Consider the following 26,399-nt stretch of genomic DNA (forward strand, 5'->3'; position numbering starts at 1 on the left):
ATGCCCGAGCTTCCCGAGGTCGAGAGTGTGCGCCTCGGCGTCCACGAATGGACTGCCGGTACCACCATCACCGGCGCCGAGGTGCTCGACCCCCGGATATTGGGCACGACGTCACAGCGGCGCATCGACGCGTCCGCCGTCGACGGGTTCCTCGCAGCGGTGTCCGGGCGGCGAATCATCGGCGCCGAACGTCGCGGCAAGTTCATGTGGCTGACCCTGGGGGAGGACCTCGAGGCTGGCCCGGCTGCCGAGCCAGATGCCCCGGAACTCAGCCTGCTCGTCCACCTCGGCATGAGCGGACAGCTGCGCGTGCACGATGCCGCTGACGAGATCCACAAACATACCCGGGCGATCCTCCGCCTCGAGCGGGGGAGCGAGAGCCTCCAGCTGCGCTTCGTCGACCAACGGATCTTCGGCCACCTCGGCGTCCAACCTCTGGTGCACGCCTATGGTCGGCTCGTGCCCGCCTCGGCGAATCACATTGCCGCAGACCCGCTCGAACCCTCGTTCGAACCCGGCCTCGTTCTCGAACAGCTCTCGCGCAAGCGGACGGTGGTCAAATCCGCATTGCTCGATCAGTCTCTGGTCAGTGGCATCGGCAACATCTATGCTGATGAAGCTCTCTTCAGGGCTGGAATCCACCCGCTGGCGATCCCTGCTCGTACTCGCAAGTCCCACCTTGCTGCCGTCCTCGACTCTGCGTCGCGGGTGATGAGCGATGCGCTGGCCGTAGGTGGGACCAGCTTCGACGCCCTCTACGTCAACGTCAACGGCGAATCCGGCTACCTCGACATTGACGTAGAGCGAGTCGAAGGAAGCCGTGCACACGAAGGTCGCGATTGTCTGTGCCGGGCATCGGCCATGCGTCGACAAGCGATATTGCGGTCTGACCTGGCACGAAGGGCTCTGGACAAGCAGCTCAACGGTCCAGCCCATTTAGTAGCGCACCGACACAAAGTCGGGTCGCGGAGTCTGCGAGGTGTGGCCTGTGCCTGAATTGCCTGAGGTCGAGGTCGTGCGTCGGGGGATCGACGATCATGTCCGTGGCCGGACGATCGCCTCGGCGACTGTTCTGCATCCGCGTGCGGCGCGACGTCATGTGGGCGGTCCGGCGGATCTCGCAGCACGGATGGTCGGTGCGACGATCACGGGGACTGCGCGCCGCGGCAAGTACCTGTGGCTGATCCTGGACGGTGCAGATGCGTTGCTGATGCATCTGGGGATGAGCGGGCAGATGCTCATTTCGTCCCCTGATGCCGCAGTCGCCGCGCACGAGCGGGCGCGCTTCACCTTCACCGACGGAGGCCACGATCTGCGGTTCGACGACCAGCGCACGTTCGGCCATCTGCTGTACGACGAGGGCGGAGCGGTGCTGCCCTCGCTGATCGCCCACATCGCGAGGGATCCCTTCGACCCGCAGTTCGACCAGCCGGCGGCGGTCGCGCGGATCAAGGCCAGGAGCACCGGGATCAAGCGCGTGTTGCTGGACCAGACGGTGGTGTCCGGCATCGGGAACATCTACGCCGACGAGGCACTGTGGGCTGCCAAGGAGCAGGGGGAGACGGCAGCCTCGTCGTTGAGCAAGCCAAGGATCTCAGCGCTGGTCGATGCGGCGCGGGAGGTCATGGCCGCTGCTCTTGCCCAGGGCGGTACATCGTTCGACTCCCTCTATGTCGACGTGGCCGGCAGCAGCGGCTATTTTGCCCGCAGCCTGAATGCCTACGGTCTTGCTGGCCAGCCTTGCATGCGCTGCGGGACGTCGATCGTGCGGGAGAAGTTCATGAACCGATCGAGTTTCTTCTGCCCTGTCTGCCAGCGGAAACGCTAGTTCGATCGGTCGCCTGCGACGCGATCACAAACAGGGGATCGGGCTACATCGCCATGGCGTCGCCTCGTTTCCCGATACGTCAATGTAGGACGATCACCGTCGCTCCAGAAGCGCTCCGGTCACGGTATTCTCTCGCACCGCGCGTGGGCGTCGATGCGGACACTGCAGTTCCACGGCACGAACCGGCAGTGGTGAGGACAGGGCGATTTGCCCAGTTCGGGGTGGGCACTGACTTGCAGCGGCGGTCCATGAGACCCGTTCAATCGACGAAGCCGTCGAGGCTGACTGACGGTCTTCCTTTCACAACTTTCGACGTCTGACGAGGACCTACAGGTAGCGACACACCTGATCGGCGCTGCAGGTCTCCGGCTCGGGGTGCGCTGCATCGTCCCGGAGGTCCGTGATGGTGTCGCGCAGTGCGGACAGCTGGGAGATCTGCTGCTCGATGTCGTGCAGGCGCGCGTCGAGCAGGTCGCGCACGTGGTCGCACGGGGCACGTCCGGCGTCGCGGATGTCCATGGTCTGGCGGATCTGGGCGAGGGTGAGGCCGGCGGCCTGGCCGCGGTGGACGAAGTCGACACGTGCGATCGCGTCCGGCGGGTAGTCACGGTACCCCGACGACGTCCTGCCGGGCGGCGGTAGCAGCCCCTGCTCCTCGTAGAACCTCAGGGTCTTGGCCGTGGTGCCGGCCGCCTGTGCGAGCTCCCCGATCTTCACGCCGTCCTCCGATCGTGTCGCGGCCGTACTTGACCTTCCCCTGTACTGGAAGGTCCAGCATAGTTGATGACGGAACAGAAGACCAAGGACTGACAGGAGCAGCGATGCCTACGAAGTACGACCTCGCCATCATCGGATCAGGCGGCGGCGCGTTCGCCGCGGCGATCCGAGCGAACACGCTCGGGAAGTCGGTGGTGATGATCGAGCGCGGGACGCTCGGCGGAACCTGCGTGAACACCGGCTGCGTGCCGTCGAAGGCCCTCATCGCCGCCGCCGACGCGCGGCACTCCGCGGCCGACGCCGCCGACCGTTTCCCGGGGATCGAAACGTCGGCGGATCCGGTGGACATGCCCGCACTGATTGCCGGGAAGCAGGCGCTGGTCGAGGGCTTGCGCGGCGAGAAGTATGCCGACGTCGCCGACTCCTACGGGTGGGCCGTCCGCCGCGGCGACGCCACGTTCGCCGGCAGCCCCGACGCGCCGGTCCTCCAGGTGGCCGGGGACGACGGGAGCACCGAGACGATCGAGGCCGAGCACTACCTGGTCGCGACCGGCTCTCGGCCCTGGGCCCCGCCGATCGACGGCCTGGACGAGACCGGGTACCTGACCTCGACCACGGCGATGGAGCTGACTGAAGTCCCTGAGTCTCTGCTCGTGCTCGGCGGCGGCTACGTCGCCCTGGAACAGGCGCAGCTGTTCGCCCGGCTCGGCTCCCAGGTCACCATCCTGGTGCGGTCCCGGCTGGCGTCGAAGGAGGAGCCGGAGGTGTCCAGGACGCTGCAGGAGGTGTTCGCCGACGAGGGCATCCGGGTGGTGCGCCACGCGCTGCCGACGCGGGTGTCCCGCGATATGACCGGGCAGGTCGTGGTGACCGCGGACGTGTCCGGAGGCTCGCAGGAGTTCCGCACCGACCAGGTGCTCGTCGCCCTCGGACGGCGGCCGGTCACCGACGGGCTCGGCCTCGACCGGGTCGGGGTGAAGACCGGGGACCTCGGCGAGGTGGTCGTCTCCGATCGGATGCAGTCGTCCAACCCGCGGATCTGGGCCGCGGGGGACGTGACCGGGCATCCGGAGTTCGTCTACGTCGCCGCCCACCACGGCACCCTCGTCGCCGAGAACGCGTTTATCGACGCAGCTCGGGCCGTGGACTACGCCCGTCTGCCGAGGGTGACGTTCACCGGCCCTGCGATCGGCGCGGTCGGGATGACCGAGAAGCAGGTCCTCGAGGCCGGCATCCGCTGCGACTGCCGCGTCCTGCCGCTGCACCACGTGCCCCGGGCACTGGTCAACCGCGACACCCGCGGCTTCGTCAAGCTCGTCGTCGACGCCGACACCGGGAAGATCCTCGGCATCACCGCCGTCGCCAAGGACGCCGGCGAACTCGCCGCCGCCGGAGTCCACGTGCTCGGCAAGACCATCGCCGAGGTCGCCGACGCCTGGGCTCCGTACCTGACCATGGCCGAGGGCATCCGGATCGCCGCCAAGGCCTTCACCACCGACGTCTCGAAGCTCTCCTGCTGCGCGTGAGAACCCCGCGACAGCACACCGCCCGCATTCAGAACTGGAGGAACCCGCAATGTCCGACCTCAGTAAGCAACTTCCCGAGCGGCTCGGCCGCACCGAGGAGACGGGTCTCGACCCCGGCCTGCTCGTCCCGCTGCTTCGGCTTCTCGCCGACGGCGATCCCGTCACGGTCGAGCAGCTCGCCACGGCCGCGGGCCGCACACCCGAGCAGGTCAGGACCAGGCTGGCAGCGGTGCCCGACACCGAGTACGACGACCTGGGTCGGATCGTCGGCCAGGGCCTCACCCTGCGGCCCACCCCGCACCGGTTCACCGCGTCAGGAGAAGGGCTCTACACCTGGTGCGCGCTGGACACCCTGGTCTTCCCGGCGCTTCTCGGCCGCCCAGCGCGCGTGGAGTCGGTCTCCCCGGCCAGCGGCGAGATGATCCGCGTCGCCGTCGATCCGGTCGCCGGAGCCATAAGCATCGAGCCCGCCACTGCCGTGGTCTCGCTGATGAATCCGGACCAGATCACCTCGATCCGATCGTCGTTCTGCAACCAGGTGCACTACTTCACCTCTGTTGGCGACGCTGCCGAGTGGCTCGCCGAGCATCCCGGGGCCGAGGCGGTGCCGGTGGCCGAGGCGCATCGGATCGGAGCCGAACTCGCCGCGCGCCTGCTCGACCGGTCCCAGGGTGATGTCTCGGCGGCCGACGACTGCCGCCGCTGCTGCTGACCCAAGACTTCGAGAGATTCGAGATACAGATGACATCAGAACACTATGACCGGCCAGGTGGCGGAGGCCTGCTCTTCGGGGCAGGAGCCGTGCTGCTCATGGCCCTCTGCTGCGCACTGCCACTGCTCATAGCCGGGGGAGTGCTCGCCGGCGTCGGAGGCCTCCTCGGCAACCCCTGGGTGATCGGCGCGGGCATCGCGCTCGTCGCGCTCGTCCTGCTGGTCGTCGCCCGTCGCCGAGCCCACCACGGCCGCACCGGACCCGACTGCTGCCCGACCACCGACCCCGCCCAGCCCGCAGACCCGAAGGACGACCAGAACCGATGACGATATCCCTCACCCGCCGCACAACCCTTTCGCTCGCAGGCCTCCTGCTCGCAGGGCCGCTGACCTTGACCGCCTGTGGTAGCGCCGACGAGGACGGGTCCTCCGCGGACGCCGGCTCGCCCGCACCCGTGACCAGTATCGACGGCCAGCAGGTCAGCCTGCCAGCCGCTGGGAAGCCCACCGCCGTGTTCTTCTTCTCCGTCGGCTGCGGCGAATGCGTCGGCGGCGTCCGGTCCCTCGGTGAAGCCGCCGCCAGCGCCGAGGACAACGGCACTGATGCACAGTTCCTCGCCGTCGACATGGATCCGCGCGAGCCCAAGGAGACCATTGAGGGCTTCATGGAGTACGTCGAGGCCGAACACGTCCCCGCCGCCATCGACGAGGGCGCGGTCCTGTCGCAGCGCTTCGACGTCGCCGCGCTGTCCACCCTGATCATCGTCGACGCCGACGGCAAGGTGACATTCCGCGCCACCGACCCCGCCGCCGACACGATCGTCGCCGAGCTCGAGAAGGCCGGGGCCTGAGCCATGGGTGGACTTCTCGCGCTCGCTTTCGCCGCCGGGATGATCGCCCCGGTCAATCCCTGCGGCTTTGCCCTGCTCCCGGCGTGGATCACCCACGCGCTCGGGGACGCCTCCTCCTCCCCGGCACCGGTGCGACTCCTGCGGTCGCTGCGTGCCGGCGTCGCGGTGACCATCGGGTTCGCGGGAACGCTCGCGCTGGCAGGCATCGCTGTGAGCGCCGGAGCGCGGAGCCTGATCCAGGCCGCTCCCGTGCTGGGGCTCGCCGTCGGCGTCGTGCTCGTCCTGTTCGGCGCGGCGATGCTGACAGGCCGGTCTTTCTCGCTCCGACTGCCCAGCATCCCTTCCCGAGTCACGGACCGCCCTCCGAGCACCGCACGCATGGTCCTCTTCGGGGTCGGCTACGCCGTGGCGTCGCTGTCGTGCACCTTCGGCGTACTCCTGGCCGTCATCGCGCAGGCCCAGGCCACAGCCAGCTTCGCAGGGCTGCTCCTCGTGTTCGGCGTGTACGCCGCGGGCTCTGCCACCGTCTTGCTGATCGTCGCCGTTGCCGCCGCCGCAGCAGGTTCGGCGCTGTCGCGACGCATCGCATCGCTGGCGCGCTATGGGCCCAGGATTACTGCCTTCGTCCTCGTACTCACCGGTGCCTATCTGGCCTGGTACTGGTACCCGGCCGCCACCGGCGACGCTGCCGCCTCCAGTCGCACCAACGCCGTCGCCGGAGTCGCCACTGCGGTGTCGGGCTGGGTCCAAGGACACGTCGGTGTCGTCACCGGAGTGTCCGTCGCCGCCGTGATCGTCGTGCTGCTGATCGGGACCCTCAGCCGTCGCCGCCGTGATCGTCGTGCTGCTGATCGGGACCCTCAGCCGTCGCCGCCGCGCCAGCCTCCGGAAGACTGAGGCAGACTGCTGCGCCCCGGAGCCAGCGCGCTCTGCCGACGACCGGCAGAGCGCAGAAACCGAGTGACCACAACCCTGGCCGATGGCCGTGGACGAATGGCTCGACGTCGCCGCCTCGGCAGAGCGCCACGGCTGCAGCAAGAGCAGCTGGCGGCGCGTCTGGCAGGGCAGGCTCCCAGCCCGGACCGAGAAGGTGGACGGACGCGACGGACGCATGGTCATCAAGACGCTGATCCGGGTCTCCGACCTGGACCCGGGCGTTCGGCCTGACCGCGCACGCCGAGCACGTCCGGAAGATCCGGGAGGCCGCGCCGCCGCTGACGCGGGAGCAGACGACGTTCATCGCCAAGGTTTTCACGGACCACCTGCTCGAACAGGACGCCAAGAGAAGAAGAGAAGGGGAGGCCGGGACTGCGTCGTAGGCGGCGCAGTGCCGATCTTCGAGGGCGGAGGCGTCCTGTGCCCACGGTCACGGATGCCCGATTCTTGCTTCGACTGGGCCGTTGACATGTTGAAGTCATGAGGCCGTACTCTGGTGTGTAGGCAGTGCGCGTCCTTCACGCGTCGTCTCACCGTGAAGTATCCTCTGACCAGCGGAAACGCCACCTTCAGAGGCTCCCAGTTTTTCAATGTATCTATCGTGGGAAGTTGGGCTACTTCGACCGAGCCCTGCTCGTCTACGGGCGCGGGGGACAGGAATGCGTTCGCTGCGGGACGGAGATCGAAAAGATGACCATCGGTGGACGTGGCAGCCACTTCTGCCCGAACTGCCAGAAGCCGCCGCGCTATCGCTGAGGCTGCCGCCATGTACGGTAGATCTTTCCCAAGGGTGCTGCGTCACCGTCTGGGAGGCGGACCCCCGGTCTGACCGTCGCGGACACACGAATCGCCGTGGCCCTCTGGGTCTCCCAGGCCGGAGGCGACACGGACGAGTGCGGCGATTGCGGCCGATCGGCTGCCGGCCGGCCACGCTAGGAGCGTTGTGACGCGTGGGGCGTCTGTGACTGTCACGGCCGCATGCTCGGGCCATTGCCATGCGCGACTGGATGCGGGGATGACGAGCAGAGCCTTCCCTAGGGCCACGAGCTGGGCGATCTGAGACTGTGTGCGCACTTCCGGCCCGGGCCCATTGGGATACGTGCCGTCCAGGCGGGGCCATCTGGCCAGCGGCACCGAGTGATCGTTCTGCAACTCGGCGAGTGTGACCTCGTTGCGGCGTGCGAGAGGATGGGCGGCGGGGACGATCACGACCTGGTCTTCTGTGCACAGGTCCACGGTGTCGAACCCGACGAGGTCATCGACAGGTCTGTGCATGATAGCCACGTCTGTGGCCCCAGATCGCAGCAGCTCAGCTTGCTCGCCGACCTCGCACAGTTGCACCTCCATATGCCCAGGGCCGTGTTCGCTCGCCACTGCTTCGAGCAGCCGCTGCAGCAATTCATGCGATGCACCAGCTTTAGTCGCGAGTATGAGCGGCTGACGTGACATTCCAGCACGCCGCGTCAGCTCCGCCGCGGCAGAGACCGCGTCTAGCGCCTTCCGGGCCTCTCCGAGCAGCACCGAACCTGCGTCGGTGAGCCTCACGCCGCGGCGGTTCCTCTCCAAGAGCTGGACGCCGAGGCGGCGCTCTAAGCGAGCGATGGCCCGCGACAACGGAGGTTGCGCCATGCCCAGGCGTTCCGCAGCGCGTCGGAAGTGCAGTTCCTCTGCGATGGTGACGAAGTAGCGCAACTCGCGCGTCTCGAGGTCAAGCATGGATCAACCCTACTCGTAATGCCTGTCAGGTATCACAGACCACCGAATCGATCTTGGACGACTCCGATCACTGGAGGGAACGATAGGTTTCATGAATAGTGATTCGATTAAAAGGACAGCGCTGGTGACGGGAGCGAATAAGGGCATCGGATTTGCAATAGCAGAGGGCCTCGGCAAGCTCGGGTTCGCCGTCGCGGTAGGCGCACGGGACGATACCCGCCGTGCAGAAGCCGTCAACCGCCTACGCGCGTCGGGCGTGGACGCGTTCGGCGTCGCTCTCGACGTCACCTCGGATCACAGCGCGGCGCAGGCGGCCGAAGCCATCGAGAAGAAGGCTGGCCGCCTCGACGTCCTTGTCAACAACGCCGGCATCGGCGGGAGCTATCTGAATGGTGAGCAGGACCCGACCACCCTCGATCTGGATGTCCTGCGATCGGTCCTGGACACCAACGTCTTCGGCGTGGTGCGGGTGACCAACGCCATGCTCCCGCTCCTGCGTCTGTCGCCTTCGCCCCGGATCGTCAACGCCTCGAGCAATATGGGGTCCCTGGCATCGCAGACCGGCCCCCAGCTAGCCGCCTATGCGCCGTCGAAGAGCATGCTCAACAGCATCACCGCCCAGTACAGCCGCAGACTCGCCGATACCGATGTCATCGTCAACGCCTACTGCCCTGGCTACGTCGCGACCGACTTCACCGGCCACGCCTCGGATCGCACTGCAGAGCAGGGGGCCGCTGTCGCGATCAGGCTCGCGACTCTCCCGGACGACGGACCTCGTGGCGGCTTCTTCGATGACGATGGCGTCGTGCCGTGGTGATCCGGTCCCAGTAGCTGCTGACGCATGCGAGAGGCGGCTGGTGACACTCTCATCGAGTCTCGCCAGCCGCCTCTGGCATTCACCGATGTCGCGTGATCAGCACCGCGACAGAGGATTACTTGGATGACCATCGGCGGACGAGGAAGCCACTTCTGCCCGAACTGCCAACGCCCGCCGCGCTATCGCTGATGATGCCAGGTAAGCTGCCTGTGCCCACCCATCCCACGCATCAGCGCTGGTACCCAGTCGAGAAATTCGACCAGGCATGGTGGAAGAGTCGAACGACCTCGTCCTCGCTGAGGCCCTGGACTCCGGGTAGAAGAAGGAACGGCTGGTCGAAGCGCAGGTACGGGCGGGGACCGACTCGCAGCTGCCAATCACCGGTCTGGGTACGCACTCGGGCCTGAGCGCGCTGCGTCAGCGGCATAACGGTGCATCGGCCCCCGATGTCGTTCTTCACCGGCACATAACGGCGTTCGGGGGCGCGAAGATCTGCCCAGGGTATGGGGCCGATGCCGCGCAGGGAAACTCCGAAAGCATCAAGGCGCACGGGCAGGTCTTCGGAGCCGATGCGCTCACGCCAGAGCTGGCCCACGCCAAGGAGGAAGAGTCCGACAAGTAGACCCAGCACGGCGAGGAACCCGCCGAGGATGATGCTGAGAGCCCAGAATCCGACATCGAGCAGAATGATACCGGTGATGATCAGCACCACTCCAGCTCCGGCACCTGCCAACGAGATTCGGATTGCGCTGCTTCTCCTCCGTCGCCATCGAGACAGTGGTTCGGACGGTCGCCCGGGCAGCGTCACGCTGCCCTGGAAGTCCAGGCCTTGCAGAATACCGCTCAGCCCGGTCATCGATTCCATACACACAGAATATATCGATGCCCAGCTACTGACGAAGACGAGGGCCGGGCCCGCCCCCTTGGGAGCAGCGCCCGGCCCTCGGCACCGATCGAATTGTGAAGATCAGCTCTGGGAGCTGTCCTCACCGTCACCGGCAGAATCCTCAGTTTTCACCGACGACTTCGCATCCGCCTCGGCGTCGGTGTCGTCTTCTGTGTCTTCGACGGGAATCTCGGAAGTCTCGAGGCCGAAGACCTCACCGTCGTACTCGTCGACGGCCGTAGCCACCGACTGCTCGAGGATGTGATCGGCCAGCTGACCCTGAATGATCAGCGGATCCCTCGACAGGTCCTTCCATACAGCCACACAGAGCAGCAACATGACGATGACGAACGGCAACGCCGCCACGATCGTGATGTTCTTCAGACCCTCGAGGGCCTCGGCGGGATCCTCGCCCCCTGCCAGGAGCATCACCGCCGCCACAGCACCGGTGGCCACACCCCAGAAGAGCACGAGGCCCCTGCCGGGCTCCTCCCTGCCGTTGGCCGACAGTGTGCCCATGACGATCGATGCGGAATCGGCGCCCGTGACGAAGAAGATCGCGATGAGGATGACCGTGACGACCATGAGGATGATGGCGATGACGTTGGGCAGAGGCAGCGCACCGAGGAGGTCGAACAGGATCGTGTCCATGTTGATGTCCGGTTCTCCGTCAACCATCTTCGCCAAGGCCTTGACCGTGCCTTCGCCGCGCTCAGCGCGTTCCTGGATGCCGATGGCACCGCCGCCGAAGATCGCGAACCAGATGGTCGAGACCACGGAGGGGACGATGAGGACGCCGAGGACGAACTGACGCACGGTGCGGCCGCGGGAGATGCGGGCGATGAAGAGGCCGACGAAGGGCGACCATGAGACCCACCAAGCCCAGTAGAAGACGGTCCACGAGGACAGCCAGGTGTTGACGTCCTGGCCGTTGGCTGCCGTACGGGAGGCCATCTGCGGCAGGTCCTGGATGAACGAGCCGAGTGAGGAGGGAATGACGTTGAGGATGAACAGCGTGGGGCCGCCGATGAACACGATGAGCGCGACGATGATCGCCAGCACCATGTTGATGTTCGACAGCCACTGGATGCCCTTCTCGACACCGGACACGGCCGAAGCGACGAAGGCTGCGGTGAGGATGGCGATGATGATGACGAGGATCGGGGAGGTGACGTCGGACATGACGCCCGCCGATTCGATGCCGCCGCCGATCTGGATCGCGCCGAGGCCGAGTGAGCAGGCCGAGCCGAAGAGAGTGGCGAGGATCGCGAGGATGTTGATGACCTTGCCGCCGGCGCCGTTGACGGCACGTTCGCCGAACAGCGGGGTGAACATCGACGAGAACAGCTGGGACCGACCGAGGCGGAAGGAGCCGTAGGCGACGCCGAGGCCGACGATCGCGTACATCGCCCAGGGGTACAGCGTCCAGTGGAAGAGGGTGGTGCCCATCGACGTGCCCATCGCCTCGGCAGTGGAGCCGTCGACGGTGTTCGGTGGGGGAGACATGTAGAAGAACAGGGGCTCACCGACGGCGGAGAACACCAGACCGATGCCCATGCCGGTGGCGAACATCATCGAGATCCACGATGAGGTCTTGAACTGCGGCTTCTCGTCGTCCCTGCCCAGCGGGATTCGCCCGAACTTGGACATGGCAACGACGATGACGAAGATCGTGAAGATCGTGGCGGCGATGACGAAGAGCCAGCCGAAATTGTTCATGACGCCGTTGAGCAGGGTCCCTGCCACGGATCCGAGGCTCTCCGGGGAGAGGAAGCCCCAGACGACGAATCCGACGGCGAGGACGCCGGCCGTGAAGAACACCACTTTGTCGACGCCCTTGCGGATGAGTGGCCTCTGTCTGGTGGTCGGATTCTTCAGGTGCCGTATCAGCTCCTGAGTCCTAGTGGTTTCACTGCTCATGGGATGCTTGCCGGTCGGTCCGGCCGCAGCTGCTTCGCGGTCGGTCGGGATCGGCGCTCCTTCCTGTACATGGACGGCATTGAATATCATCGGGCGGGACCGGGCACTCACTCCGAAACAACCCGAATCGACAGACTGCTGTCGGTTCAATCCAAGGATATTCTCAGCTGAGATGCGATGCGAGGCTTGATCTCGTCGGCGCGGGGAGGAATCTGCCCGGGCACGGTCAAGGCCCCGTCGCGAACGACGGGGCCCTGATCGGCTCCCCCGGCTGGGCTCGAACCAGCGACCCTTCGATTAACAGTCGAATGCTCTGCCAACTGAGCTACGGAGGAAAGGCACCGATTCCGGCGCACGAGGAGACACTCTATCAAAAGATTCGAGAATTGCAGGAACTGCTTCAGGATATGCTGGGTGGACAATGCATCTCAAAAGCCTGACCCTGCGAGGATTCAAGTCCTTTGCCTCGGCGACGACTCTCCGATTCGAGCCGGGCATCACCTGCGTTGTCGGCCCCAACGGCTCCGGCAAGTCCAATGTCGTCGACGCGCTGTCCTGGGTGATGGGAGAGCAGGGCGCGAAGAATCTGCGCGGCGGAAAGATGGACGATGTCATCTTCGCCGGAACCTCCAAACGACAGGCCCTGGGCCGCGCCGAGGTGACCCTGACCATCGACAACACCGACGGAGCCATCCCCGTCGACTACACCGAGGTCACGATTTCGCGCACCCTGTTCCGTACCGGGGGCAGCGAATACGCCGTCAACGGCACACCAGCCCGACTGCTTGACATCCAAGAGCTGCTCAACGACTCGGGCCTGGGCAAGGAGATGCACGTCATCGTGGGGCAGGGGCGTCTCGACGCAATCCTGCATGCCGATCCGATCGAACGCCGCAGCTTCATCGAAGAGGCCGCCGGCGTCCTCAAGCATCGCAGGCGCAAGGACAAGGCCGTCCGCAAGCTCACCGGTCTGCAGACGAACCTCGACCGCCTCTCCGATCTGAGAACAGAGCTCAACCGCCAGCTGGGCCCTCTCGGGCGCCAGGCCGAGGCCGCACAGAAGGCCGCCACCGTCCAAGCCACTTTGCGCGATGCCACGGCACGACTCCTGGCCGATGACACCGTGCGCGTGCAGGCATCATTGGCAGCGACTGCCGGAGCCGAGGGAGAAGACGGCGCCGACCGCATCGGCGACCTCGAACATCGCCGATCCCGGGCCGAGCAGCGCCTGCAGGAGATCGAGACACGGCTGGGCGCCCTCGATGCCGAGCTTGAGGACCTACGGACTGCGGAATCACGGACGCAGACCCAGATCGTGCGTGCCAAAGGAATCGCCCAGCGCGCTGAGGACAAGCGCTCGCACCTGCTCTCTGAGGTGGCGAGCCTGGGCCGGCGGGAATCGAAGTCTCCGGAGGAGCTGAGGTCCCAGGCAGAGCATCACAAGGAGGAGCTCGGCGTCGCGGAGGAAGCCAAGGACGAGTCCGCGGCAGCACTGGACCGCAGCCAGATGCGCAAGGAAGAGCTCGCCCTGGCGCTGAAGAAAGCCGAAGACGAGGTCAAGGCGGCTCAGCTGGCCATCACCGAGGCGATCAAGAACAGGTCGGCCCTGCAGTCGAAGTCATCCCAGGCGCGCGAGCGCATCAGCGACCTCACCGCCCGGATCGAAGCCAATCGGGCAGAGATCGACACCGCGTCGGACCGCATCGCCGAACGCAGCGAGGAACTGAGCACTGCGGAGGCAGCCGTCGAAGGTGTCGAAGCCGGAGAGAGCGAACTCGACACGAAATACGAATCCGCCAAGGACGCTGAGACCAGGCTGGAGACCGAACTCGAAGAACTCCGAGCGCAGAGGGCACAGACCGCTTCCGAACTCGCCTCGGCCGAGGCCCGGGCGGAGGCGCTGTCTCTCGGCACCGCCTTGGAAGCCGACCTCGAAGACATCGTCAACGCCGATCTGCCGGGTGTCGGCTCGGCCGTGACCGAACGGCTGAACGTGGCCAACGGATTCGAGATGGCTGTGGCGGCAGCCCTGTCGAACACGGTTGCCGGTGTGCTCGTCGACTCCGGGCAGGTGGCATTGGCCGTGCTCGACCACCTCGGCGAGGAGACGAACGTCCACCTCACAATCCCCGCAGGAGCGACCTCCGGTGCAAGTGCAGGCAAGGGCGCGAACTCGTCGACCACGACGGGCGCTGCGACGAGGGCACTGCCCACCCTCGACTCGGCGACCGGGGATGAGTCGAGGGTGCGGTGGCTGACCGATGTCGTCAGCAGCGACGTTCCCGAACTCGAGACGCTGCTGAACTCTGCTCTGAACTCGGTCGTGTGCGTTGACGACGCCGGGAGCGCGCTGTCCCTCATCGGCTCCCATCCCGACCTGACCGCGGTCACCGTCCATGGTGAGATCCTCACCGCAACTCGGGTCAGCCGGGCCCGCACCGCCTCGGGCACCCGCCTGGCCTCACAGACCGCCCTCGAAGACACCCGCTCCTCCATCACCGAACTGCAGACGGCTCTGAGCGACTGCGACTCGAAGATCGACCAGGTGACGGCGAAGCTCGGCGAGGCGAAGACAGCTGCCGCCGCGGCCCTGGAGAAGCTGCACTCCTCGGATGCGGCGATCATGGCCGCTGGGGAAGAGGTCTCGCGGATCACGGGCGACATCACCACAGCCCAGACCCGCCTGCAGAGGGCCAAGGACAATGAGGTGGAACTCGCGGCACGACTGGAGACCGCCGAACGTGAGGCCCGCACGGCCGAATCGGCCCTGGCCGGTGCCGACGACGTCGAAGAGGTCGTCGACACCACCAGCCGGGACGAACTCAGCCGGCAGGTGTCCCAGTCCTCCGAGGACGTCATCGAAACCCGGATCAGCCACAAGGCGGCCACGGACCGGGCACGATTCCTCTCCGACCGGGTCGACTCCCTGCTGCGCCAGGCAACTGCGGAGGAGGCCGCGCGCGAGCAGACCCAGCGGATGATCACTCGGAAGAACCGATCAGCCGCCTCGGCGCTGCTCATCGCAGAAACCGCGCAGACCGCGACCGCAGTCGCGGAGACGACGGTGAGCGAACTCGGCGCCCAGATCCAGGTCCTCGTCGACGAGCGCGGGCAGCTGCGCGCGGAGAAGGGCCACCTCGGCGAGGAACTGGGCACCACCCGCACAGAACTGCAGCGGCTCAAGGACGCCGCGGCCGAAGCCGAACTGGCGAAGGAGCGGTTCCGACTCAAACTCGAGGAGATCGGGAACCGGGCAGAAGAGGAGACCGGACTCGGGCTCGAACGACTCGTCGAGCTCTACGGCCCCCACACTCCCGTTCCCGCATTCGACGACGATGAGGAGGAACGCCCCTATGTACGGGCCGAGGTCGAAAAGCGGCGCAAGCAGGCAAGCGCCGCGCTCAAACGCATCGGAACGGTCAACCCGCTGGCGCTCGAGGAGTACGAGGCGCTCAAGGAGAGGCATCAGTTCCTGGAAAAGCAGATCACCGACATCGAGTCCTCGAGGAAGGATCTGATGAAGCTCGTCGAGGAGGTCGACCGGCACGTCGAACGGGTCTTCTCCGAAGCCTATGCAGACACCGCGAAGGAGTTCGAACACATCTTCTCCCGGCTCTTCCCCGGCGGTGAGGGCTCACTGAGTCTGACCGATCCGGGTGACATGCTGACCACCGGAGTCGACGTCCACGCCCGACCGGCAGGCAAGAAGGTCAAACGCCTGTCCCTGCTCTCCGGTGGGGAGAGGTCACTGGTCGCCGTCGCCATGCTGGTGGCGATCTTCAAGGCCCGCCCCAGCCCGTTCTACGTCATGGACGAGGTCGAAGCGGCACTCGACGATCTCAACCTGTCCCGCCTGCTGACGGTGTTCGAGGAGCTGCAGGACTCGTCCCAGCTCATCGTCATCACCCACCAGAAGCGAACGATGGAGATCGCCGACGCACTCTACGGGGTCACGATGCACGGGGACGGTGTGTCGAAGGTCATTTCGCAGCGGATCCCGTGATCGGATGGCGACTGCGAGAGGCCGATTCGGCAGAGATGTCCAGGGGAGTCCCAGGGAATTCTCCAACAGGCTCACGGCCCCGGAGCACAATTGTCGTGGGTTGGGACTATAGACTTGGGGGCAGGGAAGCATTGTCGAAAAGCTTGAGGAGCGAGACGTCCATGGCCGAGTCGGCTGATTCACGAGGTGACTCGAGAGTATGAATGCAGTACTCGTCGTCATCGTCGGACTCGCCGTTTCGTTCGCGCTCGCCCTCATCGTCGTGCTCCTCGTCGCGTTGCCGGGGCTGAGGGCCGAAGGGCGCCTGAAGTACTCGTCCGATGTGCAGCGGTTTCGACTGCCGGGGCAGTGGACCGGCTACGACGATGAGGTCCACGAATTCTTCGGACACGATGACGGCACCTCCCACTTGGCAACTCGGGAACAGGCTGCCGTCACCGCGATCCGGGACCATTCCTATGTGCTCAGGCCGCAGCCGCGCCGGCACGCCGCGCCCTCGCTGCTGACGGTGAGGCCGCGAACCCGTCATTGGCAGATCCCGGAATCCGGCACCGGGTGGAGGACCACCGCCGGTCTGCTCTTCGGCAGCCGAGGTTCCTGACCGGACTACACAACATCAGCACACGTGCCCCGAGACAGCGGGGCGCATGGGTGCGGGCCGCCGAAGCGCGACAACGGTCTCGAACCGATTCGCGCACCAGAACTGGGACCCCACCCCTGACCAGCGGTCATCGCGTGAGAACGTGGGGCCAGCGAAGGTAATCAAAGGAGAACGTACGTCAATGGATCAGCCGATCGTATTGCTCATCGTTGCGGCCATCGTCTTCATTCTGGTCGTCGGGCTGGGCGTCACCCTGCGCGTCAATGCCAAGAAGAAGGGGCTGAGTGACAAGCGCAGCATCGACGCCGATGTCACCGGCGAGCTCAAGATCGATGACATCTCCGAGGCGGTCGCCGCGGAGAAGACCGCGACGCGTGGCTCCGAGGTTCCCACCGAACCGGCGAACCGGCTTGTGCGCCTGCGCGAGCGCCTGGCGAAGTCCAACTCCGGTCTGGGGCGCGGGCTGCTCAGCCTGCTGTCGCGGGAGACTCTCGACGAATCGACGTGGGAGGAGATCGAGGACACTCTCATCCTCGCCGACGTCGGTGTGGATCCGACCACCGAACTCGTCGACCGGCTGCGCGAACGCGTCAAGGTCCTCGGCACCCGCGAACCCGAAGAGGTCAGGGGACTGCTGCGCGAGGAGCTCATCAAACTCGTCGATCCCTCCATGGATCGTGAACTTGCCACCGCGGGCACCGACGGCGACCCAGCCGTGATGCTCGTCGTCGGAGTCAACGGTGCCGGCAAGACGACGACCGTGGGCAAGATCGCCCGTGTGCTCGTCGCTGAAGATCAGAGTGTGCTGCTGGGTGCTGCCGATACGTTCCGTGCCGCGGCCGCCGAGCAGCTGTCCACCTGGGGCGGCCGGGTCGGCGTGGAGACCGTCCGCGGCGAGGAGGGGGCCGACCCCGCCTCCGTGGCTTACTCCGCCGTCGAACGCGGCAAGGAAGACGGCACCGACGTCGTGCTCATCGATACGGCCGGACGCCTGCAGAACAAGATCGGCTTGATGGACGAACTCGGCAAGGTCAAGCGGGTGGCCACACGCCCTCTGGGCGAAGGACACGAGATCGACGAGGTGCTCCTCGTCCTCGACGCCACGACCGGGCAGAACGGAATGCAGCAGGCCAAGGTCTTCGCCGAGGCGGTCAATATCACCGGCATCGTGCTGACCAAACTCGACGGTACGGCCAAGGGCGGAATCGTCGTCGCCGTCCAGCGTGAGCTCGGGGTTCCGGTCAAGCTCATCGGCCTCGGCGAGGGTGCCGACGATCTGGCGCCGTTCACGGCAGAAGGTTTCGTCGACGCCCTGCTCGACTGACCGTAATTTTCAGCGTGAGAGCGCCTGTGTCACATACTGGAAACATGATCGACTCACCGGTGTGACATCCGTCATGGACACTGTCACTGTTCGGTTCCAACCGGAGCCGACAGAGACGTGAAAGAGACGACATGGAACTCGACGCAGTGAATGTTTGGATGATGGTCGCGGCCGGCCTGGTCCTGCTCATGACCCCCGGTGTGGCCTTCTTCTACGGCGGCATGACCCGAATCACCTCGAGCATCAACATGATGATGATGGTGTTCTCGGCAATGGCGATGGGCGGGCTCGTCTGGGTCCTCTTCGGATACGGACTGAGCTCAGGGGACTCCGTGCTGGGGATCGTCGGCAACCCGCTGTCCCAGATCGGCCTCGCCGACGCAGTCGCCAACGAACCCGAAGCTCTCATCTCCATCGGCTACGGCTCCACCTTCGCGATGATCGCGATCGCACTCATCGCCGGTGCCGTCGCTGATCGGGCGAAGTTCTCCACCTGGCTGGTCTTCGCCGGGCTGTGGGTCACCTTGGTGTACTGCCCTCTGGCCTTCATGGTCTGGGGCGACGGACTGCTCAGCGAGTCGGGTGTGATCGGCAGCGCCTTCGGGCCCGCGATCGACTTCGCCGGCGGAACGGTCGTGCACATCAACGCGGGAATCTCCGCTCTCGTGCTCGTCGTCGTCATGGGCCGCCGGGCCCGCTATTCGACACCGCACAAACCCCACAACATTCCGATCACCGTTCTCGGTGCGGCGCTGCTGTGGTTCGGCTGGTTCGGATTCAACGGTGGAGCCGCCTCGACGATCGAGCAGGCCGGACTGATCTGGGTCAACACTCTGGCCGCCCCTGCCGCCGGAATGATCACCTGGATCGCAACCGAGCGGATACGGGCGACTCGCCCCAGCAGCATCGGCAGCGTCTCCGGCGCGATCGCCGGTCTCGTGGCCATCACCCCCGCCTGTGCGAACGTCGAACCGTACGCGGCGATCATCATCGGAATCGCAGCTGGTGCGGGAGCCGTGCTCGCTGTGGAGGCGAAGAACCGCCTCCGCTACGACGATGCTCTCGACGTCGTCGGCGTCCACCTCGTCGCCGGTGTCATCGGCACCGTGATGATCGGACTCTTCGCGGTCCCGAGTGCAGACTCGGCCGCCGGGCTCTTCCACGGTGGAGGACTCGGGCTCCTCGTGTCGCAGATCGTGGCCACGGTCGTGGCCCTGATCTACGCCGGAGTCGTGACCCTGGTGATCGCTCTCGTCCTGCGGAAGGCCATGGGGCTGCGCATCGACCCCAGAGACGAGCTGGCGGGCATCGATGCCTTCGAACACGCGGAGCAGGCCTATTCGTTCCGCTGAATCCCGAAATCTCTCGCCAAGGGGCCGGCCGGTGTCACCGGCCGCCTCGGTGAGGGGGAGTGCGAGGCGGTTGTGGGCGCATTCCCAGCCTTTTCGGTTTCAGTCGGACACCGGTGAGTTGTTAGGCTAGGGAGTCGACCAATTCATCGTGAAGAAGGCTTGTACGTGTTTAACTCTCTGTCCGACAGGCTCACCGCGACATTCAAGAACTTGCGCGGCAAGGGCCGGCTGTCCGAAGCCGATGTGGATGCCACCATCCGCGAGATCCGGCGTGCTCTTCTGGACGCCGACGTCGCCCTGCCAGTCGTGCGTGCATTCATCGGACGCATTCGTGAGAGGGCACTGTCCGAAGAGGTCTCGGGTGCGCTGAATCCCGGTCAGCAGGTCGTCAAGGTCGTCAATGATGAACTGGTCGGCATCCTCGGCGGTGAGACCCGTCGCCTGAACTATGCCAAACGCCCACCCACGGTCATCATGCTCGCCGGTCTGCAGGGCGCGGGTAAGACCACTTTGGCCGGCAAGCTCGCCCACTGGCTGAAGTCCGAAGGTCACCGCCCGATGCTCGTCGCGGCCGACCTGCAGCGTCCGAACGCGGTCAATCAGCTCGAGATCGTCGGAGAGCGTGCAGGCGCCTTCGTCTATGCACCAGAACCCGGCAACGGCGTCGGCGATCCGGTGCAGGTGGCCACCGACTCACTCGAGGTCGCGAAGTCCAAGCTCCACGATGTCGTCATCGTCGACACCGCCGGTCGTCTCGGCATCGACGAAGAGCTCATGCAGCAGGCCGCTGACATCCGCACCGCGGTCAATCCGGACGAAGTTCTCTTCGTCATCGACGCGATGATCGGGCAGGACGCGGTGAAGACCGCCGAGGCGTTCCTCGAAGGCGTCGACTTCACCGGTGTCGTGCTCTCGAAGCTCGACGGTGACTCTCGCGGTGGTGCCGCGCTGTCCGTCGCCGAGGTGACCGGAAAGCCGATCATGTTCGCATCGACCGGTGAGTCGATGAAGGAATTCGAACAGTTCCATCCCGACCGGATGGCCGATCGGATCCTCGACATGGGTGACATTCTCACCCTCATCGAGCAGGCTGAGAAGAACTTCGACGAGAAGGAGACCGCGAAGCTCCAGAAGAAGGTCGAGGCCGGTGAGGACTTCGACCTCAACGACTTCCTGACTCAGATGTCGGGCCTGAAGAAGATGGGCTCGATGAAGAAGATGCTGGGCATGATGCCGGGCATGAGCCAGTACAAGGACCAGCTGGAGAACTTCGACGAGCGTGAGGTCGATCGTGTCGAAGCCATTGTGAGATCGATGACTCCGGCAGAGCGCACCAACCCGAAGATCCTCAACGGTTCACGCCGGTCGCGCATCGCCAAGGGCGCCGGCACCACAGTGACCGCAGTCAACCAGCTGATGGAACGATTCACTCAGGCACAGAAGATGATGCGCGGGATGACTCGTGGTGGTGGCATGCCCGGCGCCGGCGGAGGCGGCGGAATGCCCGGCATGGGCTCGATGCCCGGCGGTGCCCCGAACCGGAAGAAGAAGGCATCCGGGAAGAAGAAGGGCCGCAAGGGCGGTCAGTCGGGCAACCCGGCCAAACGGGCACAACAGGCTCAGGCGCTTGAGGACAAGAGGGCCGGCAAGACGAAGGACCCGGTCGGTTCGGCCTTCGGGGGAGTCGATCTCGACGGTGAAGAAGAGTTCGATATGAAGAATCTGCCGAAGGGCTTCGGCGGGATGTTCCCAGGTGGAAAGTAGTAGGCCTTTCTGGCACAATTGAGTCTTGTACTTTTGCTTCCGACGCGGGCCCTCTCTTCCGCGTTGTGGTGATAGTCCAGGTCACAGACTCCGACAGGTCAACCCCACGATTCTTCTGGAGCCTCTGTGCAACAAAATGACAAAAGGAGACACCACTAAAGTGGCAGTCAAAATTCGCTTGAAGCGCATGGGTAAGATCCGTGCACCGCACTACCGCGTCGTCGTGGCCGATTCGCGCACCCGTCGCGATGGCAAGGCCATCGAACAGATCGGCATCTACCACCCGACCCGCAACCCTTCGGTCATCGAGATCGATTCGGAGCGCGCTCAGCACTGGCTCTCCGTCGGTGCTCAGCCGACCGATCAGGTTCGCGCTATCCTCAAGCTCACCGGTGACTGGCAGAAGCACACCGGCGTCGGCGAAGCAGTGAACACTGTGCAGCCGCAGTCGGAGAAGGAAGCCTACGTGGCTCCCGCTGCCGGATCTGTGATCAAGGAGGCCATCACTCCTAAGGGTTCGGACAAGGCTGAAGCGGCTGAAGAAGCGGCTCCTGCTGCTTCCGAAGAGAGCGCTGAAGCCTGACATGTTGTCTGATTCGCTCGAACATCTGGTCCGCGGCATCGTCGATCATCCCGACGATGTTGCTGTTCGATCCCGCTCGTCACAGCGCGGGACCACGCTCGAGGTCCGGGTTCATCCGGAAGACCTCGGACGTGTCATCGGTCGCGCGGGGAGAACCGCAAAAGCTCTGCGCACCGTGATCAACTCTCTGGCCGGCCGCGAGTCGGTGCGAGTGGACCTCATCGAGGCGTAACACCTTCATCAGAGAAGGGGGATGCGGCGTGTCATCGCTGCGTCCCCCTTCTCTGTATTCATCGGCCTGGTCCGTCATCGAGACTCGGCTGAGATACGACCGTGAGACGGCGACTAAACTGTGTGCTGGACGTGAATACGGACCCGCACCTTCATCGGCGCCGGTGCCGTCACGAGTACGAGCCTGAGCGGTTTCACGAATACGAGCCCGGGCAGTTTCACGAATACGAGGAGCAGTATGGATACGGTGATCGCCCGGTTGGGCAAACCGCACGGCATCAAAGGCGAATTCACCGTCGAGGTGCGCACCGACCGGCCGGACGAACGGTTCGTGACTGGTCAGACCTATTCCACCGATCCCGACATCGGTGAGCTGACGCTGAAGTCGGCCAGGTGGCACCGGGACCGACTGCTGCTGACCTTCGATGAGGTGCCCGATCGCAACCGGGCCGAACAGATCCGCAACACTCTCCTCCTCAGCGACCAGGAGGAGGACGAGGATGAGGACGACGCCTGGTACCTCGAGGACCTCATCGGGCTGAGGGTCCTCGAAGGTGAGACCCAGGTCGGCGAGATCGTCGACGTCACGAACGGCACTGCCCAGGACCTGCTCCACATGAAGCACGTCGACGGTCACCAGGCGCTCATTCCCTTCGTCACCGAAATCGTGCCCGAGGTCGACGTCGAGGCCGGATGGGTCAGAGTCACACCTCCGGCCGGTCTCTTCGACGCCCCATGAGTTCAGGCATGAAGATCGACGTCGTCTCCATCTTCCCGGAGTATCTCGCCGGGCTGAAGCTCTCACTCATCGGCAAGGCCGTCGAACAGGGACTGCTCGATTTGAATGTGCACGACCTGCGCGATTTCACGTTCGACCGTCACAACACGGTCGACGACTCACCATACGGCGGGGGTGCCGGAATGGTGATGAAGGCCGAGCCCTGGGCGCTGGCATTCGAGCACATCCTCGGCGAGGGGACTGGCGGGACGAGCGGCGAGGGGACTGGCGGGACGAGCGGTGACGTCGAAAAACCGATCCTCATCGTCCCCAGCCCCGCCGGTCCGGTGTTCAACCAGCGCATCGCCGAAGACCTCTCTGGTGCCGAACACCTCGTGTTCGCGTGCGGGCGGTATGAAGGCATCGACCAGCGCGTCATCGACTGGTCGGCCGAGCGCTTCGATCTGCGCCTCATGAGCATCGGAGACTATGTGCTCAACGGGGGAGAGGTCGCCTCAATGGTGATGATCGAAGCCGTCAGCCGTCTCATCCCCGGGGTCATCGGCAACCCGGAATCGCTGACGGAGGAGAGCCACGAGGACGGGCTCCTCGAATACCCGATCTACACGAAGCCCGCCCGTTGGAGGGACCGCGATGTGCCCGAGATCCTGCTCAGCGGAAACCATGGTGCGATCGCGCGCTGGCGCAGGGACCGGAGGCTTGAGCGCACAGCCGCGGTGCGGCCCGATCTGCTCGCAGAGCTCCATGATCTGGACAAGCATGATCGTGCCGTTGTGGAACGGTTTGAGTCCGACGACGAATCCATGACAGAATAGATCGTCGCGTTTGTTGGCATTCACCTGCTTCAGGGGGATGGGTGCCCAAGACCGTTCTCCGGTGTCGACATCGGAGAATTTCGGGGAGCGATCCCGACAGACGATCCAATCACCGGTGCAACCGGTCCGATATGCGTGTCCTCGACCTGAAGCAGGGGACACATGGAGAAGCACAATGCAGAAGCTTGATGTTGTTGATGCAGCCTCGTTGAAGACTGACGTTCCTGATTTCCGCCCGGGTGACACCCTCAACGTTCACGTGCGCGTGATCGAAGGATCCCGTTCGCGTATCCAGGTGTTCAAGGGAATCGTCATCCGCCGCCAGGGCGACGGAGTCCGCGAGACCTTCACCGCTCGTAAGATCAGCTTCGGCGTCGGTGTGGAGCGTACCTTCCCGGTGCACTCGCCCATCGTCGAGAAGCTCGAAGTCCTCGCCCGCGGTGACGTTCGTCGCGCCAAGCTGTACTACCTGCGCGAACTGCGCGGCAAGGCTGCGCGCATCCGCGAAAAGGCCTGATTCATTGCCTGGCACTGTGGGCAATGATCACGCTGTGCCGCAGAATCACGAAAACGCGACCTTCGGGTCGCGTTTTCTGTACTCGAGCCGCTTCTGGAAGATCGTCGCAGTCATCGCGATCCTCATCATCGTCATCGGCGGATCGGTGCGCGGATTCGTCATCCAACGATTCACGATCCCCAGCGCATCGATGGAGCCGACCCTCGACGTCGGCGACGACATCACCGTCTGGCGTCCCGACGCGCTGAGTTCAGACATCCAGCGCGGAGACATCGTCGTCTTCGACGGTCGCGGCTCCTTCGTCGACGATGCCTTGCCGACTCCGCTGCAGAAGGCGGGGTCCTGGATTGGGCTCGGAAGCCGCGACGTCTACTACGTCAAACGCGTCATCGCTCTCGGCGGTGACACGCTCCAATGTTGCGACGAGCAGGGGCGACTGCTGCTCAATGACGAACCACTCGAAGAAGACTACGCGCCGCACCCGGCCTCGAGGTCCGAGTTCTCGATCGAAGTCCCCGCCGACACGATGTGGGTGATGGGCGACAATCGGAACAACTCCGCAGACTCGCGCGCACTGCTGGGCAAACCCGGTGGCGGATTCATCCCCCTCGACCGCGTCATCGGGCCCGTGATCGGACATGGCTCTTCGGTCGACTGAGCGGATCCTTGTGAGTTGATCGCAGCCTGACAGCTGCCGCGGTGAGGTGCTGGTACGCTCATTTCAGTCCCTCTGCGGAACCTGTGGTCCGATGCGAAAGCGAACGAATGTCAGCCGAATCAGAAGCTTCCCCACCTTCAACCTCGAAGAAACTCCTTCGCGGCCTGCTCGAGACCGCAGCGATCATCATCGTCGCCATTCTCATCTCCACCGCGCTGAAGACCTGGGTCGTCCGCTCCTTCTACATCCCCTCGGGGTCGATGATGGACACCCTGCAGATCGACGATCGGGTCCTCGTCAACCAGCTCGCGCCCCGATTCGGGCCTGCCAACCGCGGCGACATCATCGTCTTCGACGACCCCGACCACTGGCTGACGCCTGAAGAGGTCTCGGAATATGAGCCCAACCCCATCCTCGAATTCGTCGGATTGGCTCCCGCTGACGGGGGCAACCAACTGATCAAACGAGTCATCGGGGTCGGAGGAGACACCGTCGAATGCTGTGACGAACAGGGACGCATCCTCGTCAACGGCGAACCCATCGATGAGACATACCTCGACAAGGGAACCGCCCCCTCAGACATGGAATTCGACGTCACCGTCCCGCAGGGTCACTACTGGGTGATGGGCGATAACCGCAGCAACTCCGCAGACTCCCGCTACCACCTCGACACGCAGCCCTATGTGTCCGAAGACAATGTGGTGGGTACCGTCTTCCTCATCAACTGGCCCTTCAAGCACTTCAACTGGATGTCCACCCCGGAGGCGGTCTTCGCGGACGTTCCCGAACCCGAAGGAATCACCGGCAGCTGATGGCACGGACAGGACTGCACGATCTCAGCCTTGAGCGCACCCTGCTGGCAGAAGGCTATGAGTTCGTCATCGGCATCGACGAAGTCGGTCGCGGGGCACTGGCGGGACCGGTCAGCGTGGGCGTTGCCCTCTTCGACCTGACGACCCTGACCGCCGCCGAGGTGCCCGAGGGAATTCATGATTCGAAGCAGTTGAGCGCGCTGTCGCGTCAGTCCGCCACCGACCGTGTGATGGGGTGGGCGCGGGCCACGGCCGTGGGCTCGACGAGCCCGAGTGAGCTCGACGAACTCGGAATGACCATGGCACTGAACCTGGCCGGTCGTCGGGCACTGTGTGACATGCTGCTGCCGCTCGTGGGCTCCACGGTCTTTCCCCCGTCGACGATGGTGCTCCTCGACGGCAAGCATGACTGGCTTTCGGCTCCACTCACGCTCGACTGCCTGGGGATGTTCGGGTCCGCTGCAGACCTCGATCTGCCCCGGGTGAGGACCGTGATCAAAGGCGACGGCAGTGTTCCGGTCATCGCCGCGGCGAGTATCGTCGCCAAAGTCCACCGTGACGAGGCGATGATCGACCTCGCGCAGGCACACCCCCAGTATGGTTGGGAGTCGAATGTCGGATACGGCACCATCAAACACCGTCGGGGCATCGCCGATTTCGGCCCCAGCATTCACCACCGGAGAAGCTTCCGCCTGCACACGGCGCACGATGCGAAGGAGGGATCGTCATGAGCACTGATGATCTGGACGACTACGAGGCCCAGCTGGAGCTCCAGCTCTACAAGGAGTATCGCGATGTTGTGGGACTCTTCGCCTATGTTGTGGAGACCGAACGGCGCTTCTATCTGGCCAATCACGTCGATCTCAAGGCCCACAACGATGCCGGGGACGTCTATTTCGAGCTGACGCTGCGCGATGCCTGGGTGTGGGACAGCTACCGATCAGCGCGATTCATCAAGACCGTGCATGTGCTGACCTTCAAGGACGTCAACATCGAAGAGATCGCCAAGAGCGATCTGGAGCCACCGACGTCGATCAGGGGCTGATATTTGATCAGAGGCTGGCACTCGATCAGGCGCTGATGAACAGGAGT

General features: G+C 64.8%; 28 protein-coding genes and 1 tRNA gene. 24 read left to right on the forward strand and 5 right to left on the reverse strand.

Features of this window, described 5'->3' with window-relative positions; translation table 11 throughout:
* Together BLT92_RS16180 and mutM are read left to right on the forward strand one after the other, a co-directional pair.
* Positions 1–996, forward strand: coding sequence for a DNA-formamidopyrimidine glycosylase family protein (locus tag BLT92_RS16180; protein ID WP_092107216.1), 996 nt, complete (start codon positions 1–3; stop codon positions 994–996).
* Positions 989–1,828: a bifunctional DNA-formamidopyrimidine glycosylase/DNA-(apurinic or apyrimidinic site) lyase gene (gene mutM / locus BLT92_RS16185; RefSeq protein ID WP_092107218.1), complete on the forward strand. Its 840-nt coding sequence runs from the start codon at positions 989–991 to the stop codon at positions 1,826–1,828. Before BLT92_RS16180 ends, mutM begins: the two co-directional genes overlap by 8 nt.
* A 327-nt stretch (positions 1,829–2,155) precedes the next feature.
* Here mutM and BLT92_RS16190 read toward each other — a convergent pair whose 3' ends face one another.
* Positions 2,156–2,545: a heavy metal-responsive transcriptional regulator gene (locus tag BLT92_RS16190; RefSeq protein WP_092107219.1), complete on the reverse strand. Its 390-nt coding sequence runs from the start codon at positions 2,543–2,545 to the stop codon at positions 2,156–2,158.
* 104 nt (positions 2,546–2,649) lie between these two features.
* Here BLT92_RS16190 and merA point away from each other — a divergent pair, with 104 nt between their 5' ends.
* The 6 genes from merA (at position 2,650) to BLT92_RS21065 (ending at position 7,325) form a co-directional block, all read left to right on the forward strand.
* Positions 2,650–4,071 (forward strand): mercury(II) reductase, encoded by a 1,422-nt coding sequence (gene merA, locus BLT92_RS16195; protein WP_092107220.1) that lies wholly within the window; start codon positions 2,650–2,652, stop codon positions 4,069–4,071.
* 49 nt (positions 4,072–4,120) lie between these two features.
* Positions 4,121–4,783, forward strand: a complete 663-nt coding sequence (gene merB / locus BLT92_RS16200; RefSeq protein ID WP_092107222.1) for an organomercurial lyase MerB — start codon at positions 4,121–4,123, stop codon at positions 4,781–4,783.
* A gap of 29 nt (positions 4,784–4,812) precedes the next feature.
* Entirely contained in the window at positions 4,813–5,109 is a 297-nt protein-coding gene (locus BLT92_RS16205; protein WP_092107224.1) for a hypothetical protein, read from the forward strand.
* Positions 5,106–5,633: a TlpA family protein disulfide reductase gene (locus tag BLT92_RS16210; RefSeq protein ID WP_092107226.1), complete on the forward strand. Its 528-nt coding sequence runs from the start codon at positions 5,106–5,108 to the stop codon at positions 5,631–5,633. Before BLT92_RS16205 ends, BLT92_RS16210 begins: the two co-directional genes overlap by 4 nt.
* A gap of 3 nt (positions 5,634–5,636) precedes the next feature.
* Positions 5,637–6,530 carry a cytochrome c biogenesis CcdA family protein gene (locus BLT92_RS16215; protein WP_092107228.1) on the forward strand — a complete coding sequence of 298 codons (894 nt, stop codon included), beginning with the start codon at positions 5,637–5,639 and terminating at the stop codon, positions 6,528–6,530.
* 546 nt (positions 6,531–7,076) lie between these two features.
* On the forward strand, positions 7,077–7,325 hold the full coding sequence (locus BLT92_RS21065) for a zinc finger domain-containing protein (protein WP_269457372.1): 249 nt from the start codon (positions 7,077–7,079) through the stop codon (positions 7,323–7,325).
* A gap of 42 nt (positions 7,326–7,367) precedes the next feature.
* Here BLT92_RS21065 and BLT92_RS16230 read toward each other — a convergent pair whose 3' ends face one another.
* On the reverse strand, positions 7,368–8,285 hold the full coding sequence (locus tag BLT92_RS16230) for a LysR family transcriptional regulator (RefSeq protein WP_092107234.1): 918 nt from the start codon (positions 8,283–8,285) through the stop codon (positions 7,368–7,370).
* Positions 8,286–8,409: 124 nt separating this feature from the next.
* On the opposite strand from BLT92_RS16230, the gene BLT92_RS16235 reads away from it, so the two are divergent.
* The gene (locus tag BLT92_RS16235) at positions 8,410–9,102 is read left to right on the forward strand and encodes an SDR family oxidoreductase (RefSeq protein ID WP_231938882.1); all 693 of its coding nucleotides are present in this window, start codon (positions 8,410–8,412) and stop codon (positions 9,100–9,102) included.
* Between the two features lie 123 nt (positions 9,103–9,225).
* Positions 9,226–9,291, forward strand: coding sequence for a zinc finger domain-containing protein (locus BLT92_RS21300; protein WP_092109520.1), 66 nt, complete (start codon positions 9,226–9,228; stop codon positions 9,289–9,291).
* Between the two features lie 40 nt (positions 9,292–9,331).
* Here BLT92_RS21300 and BLT92_RS16245 read toward each other — a convergent pair whose 3' ends face one another.
* The 3 genes from BLT92_RS16245 to BLT92_RS16255 form a co-directional block, all read right to left on the reverse strand.
* Positions 9,332–9,967 (reverse strand): hypothetical protein, encoded by a 636-nt coding sequence (locus BLT92_RS16245; RefSeq protein WP_157691480.1) that lies wholly within the window; start codon positions 9,965–9,967, stop codon positions 9,332–9,334.
* A gap of 102 nt (positions 9,968–10,069) precedes the next feature.
* Positions 10,070–11,908, reverse strand: coding sequence for a BCCT family transporter (locus BLT92_RS16250; protein WP_231938883.1), 1,839 nt, complete (start codon positions 11,906–11,908; stop codon positions 10,070–10,072).
* A gap of 262 nt (positions 11,909–12,170) precedes the next feature.
* A tRNA-Asn gene (locus tag BLT92_RS16255) sits at positions 12,171–12,243 on the reverse strand.
* Between the two features lie 86 nt (positions 12,244–12,329).
* On the opposite strand from BLT92_RS16255, the gene smc reads away from it, so the two are divergent.
* The 14 genes from smc (at position 12,330) to BLT92_RS16325 (ending at position 26,352) form a co-directional block, all read left to right on the forward strand.
* Positions 12,330–15,911, forward strand: a complete 3,582-nt coding sequence (smc, locus tag BLT92_RS16260) for a chromosome segregation protein SMC (RefSeq protein ID WP_092107239.1) — start codon at positions 12,330–12,332, stop codon at positions 15,909–15,911.
* A 199-nt stretch (positions 15,912–16,110) separates the two neighbouring features.
* Entirely contained in the window at positions 16,111–16,512 is a 402-nt protein-coding gene (locus tag BLT92_RS16265; protein ID WP_092107241.1) for a hypothetical protein, read from the forward strand.
* A 181-nt stretch (positions 16,513–16,693) separates the two neighbouring features.
* A complete protein-coding gene (gene ftsY, locus BLT92_RS16270) occupies positions 16,694–17,836 on the forward strand; it encodes a signal recognition particle-docking protein FtsY (RefSeq protein WP_092107243.1) in 1,143 nt (380 codons plus the stop codon).
* A gap of 131 nt (positions 17,837–17,967) precedes the next feature.
* The gene (locus BLT92_RS16275) at positions 17,968–19,188 is read left to right on the forward strand and encodes an ammonium transporter (RefSeq protein ID WP_092107245.1); all 1,221 of its coding nucleotides are present in this window, start codon (positions 17,968–17,970) and stop codon (positions 19,186–19,188) included.
* Positions 19,189–19,353: 165 nt separating this feature from the next.
* A complete protein-coding gene (gene ffh, locus BLT92_RS16280) occupies positions 19,354–20,952 on the forward strand; it encodes a signal recognition particle protein (protein ID WP_092109526.1) in 1,599 nt (532 codons plus the stop codon).
* A gap of 160 nt (positions 20,953–21,112) precedes the next feature.
* Entirely contained in the window at positions 21,113–21,535 is a 423-nt protein-coding gene (gene rpsP, locus BLT92_RS16285) for a 30S ribosomal protein S16 (RefSeq protein ID WP_092107247.1), read from the forward strand.
* A 1-nt stretch (position 21,536) separates the two neighbouring features.
* Positions 21,537–21,767, forward strand: a complete 231-nt coding sequence (locus BLT92_RS16290; protein WP_092107249.1) for an RNA-binding protein — start codon at positions 21,537–21,539, stop codon at positions 21,765–21,767.
* Between the two features lie 237 nt (positions 21,768–22,004).
* Positions 22,005–22,505 (forward strand): ribosome maturation factor RimM, encoded by a 501-nt coding sequence (gene rimM, locus BLT92_RS16295; protein ID WP_092107251.1) that lies wholly within the window; start codon positions 22,005–22,007, stop codon positions 22,503–22,505.
* Between the two features lie 8 nt (positions 22,506–22,513).
* On the forward strand, positions 22,514–23,320 hold the full coding sequence (trmD, locus tag BLT92_RS16300; RefSeq protein WP_092107253.1) for a tRNA (guanosine(37)-N1)-methyltransferase TrmD: 807 nt from the start codon (positions 22,514–22,516) through the stop codon (positions 23,318–23,320).
* Positions 23,321–23,495: 175 nt separating this feature from the next.
* Positions 23,496–23,837, forward strand: a complete 342-nt coding sequence (rplS, locus tag BLT92_RS16305; protein WP_092107255.1) for a 50S ribosomal protein L19 — start codon at positions 23,496–23,498, stop codon at positions 23,835–23,837.
* Positions 23,838–23,871: 34 nt separating this feature from the next.
* The gene (gene lepB / locus BLT92_RS16310) at positions 23,872–24,495 is read left to right on the forward strand and encodes a signal peptidase I (protein WP_092107257.1); all 624 of its coding nucleotides are present in this window, start codon (positions 23,872–23,874) and stop codon (positions 24,493–24,495) included.
* A gap of 107 nt (positions 24,496–24,602) precedes the next feature.
* A complete protein-coding gene (lepB, locus tag BLT92_RS16315; protein WP_092107259.1) occupies positions 24,603–25,307 on the forward strand; it encodes a signal peptidase I in 705 nt (234 codons plus the stop codon).
* Positions 25,307–26,038, forward strand: coding sequence for a ribonuclease HII (locus tag BLT92_RS16320; RefSeq protein WP_092107261.1), 732 nt, complete (start codon positions 25,307–25,309; stop codon positions 26,036–26,038). The genes lepB (BLT92_RS16315) and BLT92_RS16320 overlap by 1 nt, the downstream gene beginning before the upstream one ends.
* Complete coding sequence (locus tag BLT92_RS16325) at positions 26,035–26,352, forward strand: DUF2469 domain-containing protein (protein ID WP_092107263.1); 318 nt, start codon at positions 26,035–26,037, stop codon at positions 26,350–26,352. The genes BLT92_RS16320 and BLT92_RS16325 overlap by 4 nt, the downstream gene beginning before the upstream one ends.
* Positions 26,353–26,399: the final 47 nt, after the last annotated feature.

This window comes from Brevibacterium picturae (assembly GCF_900105045.1).
In the GTDB taxonomy this organism is placed as follows: Bacteria; Actinomycetota; Actinomycetes; order Actinomycetales; family Brevibacteriaceae; genus Brevibacterium; species Brevibacterium picturae.

Excerpts from the sequence above, each read along its gene's own strand:
- BLT92_RS16180 (WP_092107216.1), top strand. The coding sequence starts at position 1 with ATGCCCGAGCTTCCCGAGGTCGAGAGTGTGCGCCTCGGCGTCCACGAA.
- merA (WP_092107220.1), top strand. The coding sequence starts at position 2,650 with ATGCCTACGAAGTACGACCTCGCCATCATCGGATCAGGCGGCGGCGCG.
- merB (WP_092107222.1), top strand. The coding sequence starts at position 4,121 with ATGTCCGACCTCAGTAAGCAACTTCCCGAGCGGCTCGGCCGCACCGAG.
- BLT92_RS16205 (WP_092107224.1), top strand. The coding sequence starts at position 4,813 with ATGACATCAGAACACTATGACCGGCCAGGTGGCGGAGGCCTGCTCTTC.
- BLT92_RS16210 (WP_092107226.1), top strand. The coding sequence starts at position 5,106 with ATGACGATATCCCTCACCCGCCGCACAACCCTTTCGCTCGCAGGCCTC.
- BLT92_RS16215 (WP_092107228.1), top strand. The coding sequence starts at position 5,637 with ATGGGTGGACTTCTCGCGCTCGCTTTCGCCGCCGGGATGATCGCCCCG.
- BLT92_RS16230 (WP_092107234.1), bottom strand. The coding sequence starts at position 8,285 with ATGCTTGACCTCGAGACGCGCGAGTTGCGCTACTTCGTCACCATCGCA.
- BLT92_RS16245 (WP_157691480.1), bottom strand. The coding sequence starts at position 9,967 with ATGGAATCGATGACCGGGCTGAGCGGTATTCTGCAAGGCCTGGACTTC.
- BLT92_RS16250 (WP_231938883.1), bottom strand. The coding sequence starts at position 11,908 with ATGAGCAGTGAAACCACTAGGACTCAGGAGCTGATACGGCACCTGAAG.
- smc (WP_092107239.1), top strand. The coding sequence starts at position 12,330 with ATGCATCTCAAAAGCCTGACCCTGCGAGGATTCAAGTCCTTTGCCTCG.
- BLT92_RS16265 (WP_092107241.1), top strand. The coding sequence starts at position 16,111 with ATGAATGCAGTACTCGTCGTCATCGTCGGACTCGCCGTTTCGTTCGCG.
- ftsY (WP_092107243.1), top strand. The coding sequence starts at position 16,694 with ATGGATCAGCCGATCGTATTGCTCATCGTTGCGGCCATCGTCTTCATT.
- BLT92_RS16275 (WP_092107245.1), top strand. The coding sequence starts at position 17,968 with ATGGAACTCGACGCAGTGAATGTTTGGATGATGGTCGCGGCCGGCCTG.
- BLT92_RS16290 (WP_092107249.1), top strand. The coding sequence starts at position 21,537 with ATGTTGTCTGATTCGCTCGAACATCTGGTCCGCGGCATCGTCGATCAT.
- rimM (WP_092107251.1), top strand. The coding sequence starts at position 22,005 with ATGGATACGGTGATCGCCCGGTTGGGCAAACCGCACGGCATCAAAGGC.
- trmD (WP_092107253.1), top strand. The coding sequence starts at position 22,514 with ATGAAGATCGACGTCGTCTCCATCTTCCCGGAGTATCTCGCCGGGCTG.
- rplS (WP_092107255.1), top strand. The coding sequence starts at position 23,496 with ATGCAGAAGCTTGATGTTGTTGATGCAGCCTCGTTGAAGACTGACGTT.
- lepB (WP_092107259.1), top strand. The coding sequence starts at position 24,603 with ATGTCAGCCGAATCAGAAGCTTCCCCACCTTCAACCTCGAAGAAACTC.
- BLT92_RS16320 (WP_092107261.1), top strand. The coding sequence starts at position 25,307 with ATGGCACGGACAGGACTGCACGATCTCAGCCTTGAGCGCACCCTGCTG.
- BLT92_RS16325 (WP_092107263.1), top strand. The coding sequence starts at position 26,035 with ATGAGCACTGATGATCTGGACGACTACGAGGCCCAGCTGGAGCTCCAG.